The 2344-nt window shown below is 44.2% G+C and carries 2 protein-coding genes and 1 pseudogene; 2 read left to right on the top strand and 1 reads right to left on the bottom strand.

Features of this window, described 5'->3' with window-relative positions; all coding sequences use genetic code 11:
- Together AB3112_RS10780 and AB3112_RS10775 are read left to right on the top strand one after the other, a co-directional pair.
- Window positions 1-215: pseudogene (locus AB3112_RS10780) on the top strand (alpha/beta hydrolase); the annotation flags it as partial.
- Between the two features lie 258 nt (window positions 216-473).
- Window positions 474-1076, top strand: a complete 603-nt coding sequence (locus tag AB3112_RS10775) for a nitroreductase family protein (RefSeq protein WP_057910695.1) — start codon at window positions 474-476, stop codon at window positions 1074-1076.
- Between the two features lie 206 nt (window positions 1077-1282).
- Here AB3112_RS10775 and AB3112_RS10770 read toward each other — a convergent pair.
- Window positions 1283-2344 (bottom strand): glucose PTS transporter subunit IIA (locus tag AB3112_RS10770; protein ID WP_367334485.1); only part of this gene is annotated, 1062 nt, incomplete at its 5' end.

Here is a 2344-nt window from a genome sequence, read left to right as displayed (position 1 = left end):
TCATCCCTGATAGTGAAACTCAAACCATGTACAACATGAGTGCTTCATCAGACAAAAAGCTTTGGATTCTCGATGGTCACGTTGGCGGCCACGCATCAGCAAGCAACGCCGTTCAGGACTATATGAAAAATATTGAAGCTTTTCTTGCTCAAGTAACAAGCCAATCTTCAAATGATCGATTAGATGTGCCAGCGGCTAATACAGTTGCTGCGTAATATGATGATATAATGACTTTTAAGTCTATAACTTTTGCCATTAGTAATGGGTTGTCCATTACTAATGGCATTTTTTCTAGAAAATAAATCGCGATAACAAGAAAACAGAACCCACATCAAGTCATTCCTTCATGTCTGTGCTACGCTAGAGGTATTAAAAGATTTTCAGTTAATTTTGGTTGACATCCCATTTATCAATCTGTATGATTAACCTATTGACTAATAAAAAGTAAGTAACCTATTGGAGGAATTTAAAACATGAAAGAACAATTACTCGAACTCGCTAAGAAGCGCCGCTCAATCTATGCACTCGGCCGCAACATCAATCAAACCCCTGACGAGATTGCTGACTTAATCAAGGAAGACATCAAGTGGGCACCAACCCCATTTAACAACCAAACAACGCGTGCCGTAATCTTATTCGGCCAAAACCATGAAAAACTTTGGGACATCGTTGGCAAACGTCTCAAGTCAGAAGTTCCTTCTGAAGAGGCTTACCAAAAGACGTTGCAAAAGATCAACGCATTCAAATCAGCATTTGGAACAGTGATGTTCTTTACTGATATGGACATCGTTCACCGCTTTGAAAACGACTTTGCACTGTATGCCGACAACTTTGCCGACTGGGCAGAACAAGCTCAAGGAAACGCCCAATTCGCTGTATGGACATCCCTTGCCGAAAACGGTATTGGTGCCAACTTACAACATTACAACCCACTAATCGATGACGAAGTGCGCGAAACATTCGGCATTCCTGACAGCTGGAAGCTCCGTGCTCAGATGGACTTTGGTTCAATCGAAGCACCTGCTGGCGAAAAAGAATTTATGAATGATGAAGATCGCTTCAAGGTTTTGAAGTAATTTAATTCCAATAAAAATCGGGGCCATCATTAGTCGATTCTGTGTGTCAAATCGTGACAGCTACGGTTTCCCCCCTTATATTGACAAAACTTGGTACAAACGGCTGATCCCGGCCATTTAACGCACTAAAGGCCCTCATTCCAAAACCTGGAATGAGGGCCTTTAGTGCGTTAAATTCTGGGATCAAAACGCCTTTCGTCCCAATCTTATTTCTTCAATTGAGCCTTCACAAGTTCATCACCGTGACTAACGACCTCTTGCTGCGTGTAATCAGTCTGAACAACCTTGTCACCCTGTGTCAGCAAGACAACCACGGTATCTTTGTAGCCTGCCTGCTGAATCTTGTCACGGTTAAATTCCAGCAGTAAGTCACCCTTCTTGAAGGACTGGCCAGAATCAACATGGTTAATGAAGCCTTCGCCACGCATATTCACGGTACCAAGTCCCACATGAATCAAGACTTCCAAACCATCATTCGAGCGTAAACCAATGACGTGCTTGGTGGTAAACAGCATCAGCACTTGGCCATCAAACGGCGCGTATATCTTGCCTTCCGTCGGTTGAATACCGATTCCGTTACCTGGCAAGCCTTTATGGTCATGCTCGTCAACCACATCTGCCAAGTTAACGCTCACACCACTAACTGGTGCGGCAACGGCAATTGTAGCAGCCTTGGCGCCAGGCATGGTAACTTCCGTTTGAGCTGTGGTGTTGTCTGCAGCTTGAGCTCCGGAAATTCCTTCAGTCGCTAATTTCTTCTGCAATTCATCAACAATCTCAGCATGCTTCTTTTCAGAAATCTTTACCTTAAAGACGTAAATGAACAATGCAGCAACGAGCAGGAACAATGAAATCCAGAAAGCAACCAGTTTGAATAATGAAATGCCTCCGGGTGTCATTGAAGCAGCGGTTGCGGTACCGGTCATCCCGGCAGCAACGGCAACCCAACCAACAATGGCGTTTGAAATCGCACCGGACATCTTGTCCAGCATTGGACGGATGGCCAAGGTAACAGCTTCGTTACGGGTCCCATTTTTAAGTTGACCATATTCAATCGTATCAGTCAACGTCAGAATAACGGCCATGAAAATGAAGCCTTGTGGCACGTAATAAAGGATCATGGCTGTGATAACCATCGGTAAGTTATCAACTGACACAATCAGCAAAATGTAGGCTAAAATCATGCTGCACATGCTGACAGCGTAGATGGTCTTTCTGGTAACCCACTTATTGATGATGGGATACAACGGCGAGGTAAAGAAACCGGC

This window comes from Lentilactobacillus sp., from assembly GCF_040773105.1.
Classification (GTDB): Bacteria; Bacillota; Bacilli; order Lactobacillales; family Lactobacillaceae; genus Lentilactobacillus; species Lentilactobacillus parabuchneri.
Note: the sequence above shows the minus strand (reverse complement) of the source record. Positions and strands in the feature narration are given on the sequence as shown.

Bases quoted from the DNA above. Each gene is read 5' to 3' on its own strand.
- AB3112_RS10775 (WP_057910695.1), top strand. From the start codon at position 474: ATGAAAGAACAATTACTCGAACTCGCTAAGAAGCGCCGCTCAATCTAT.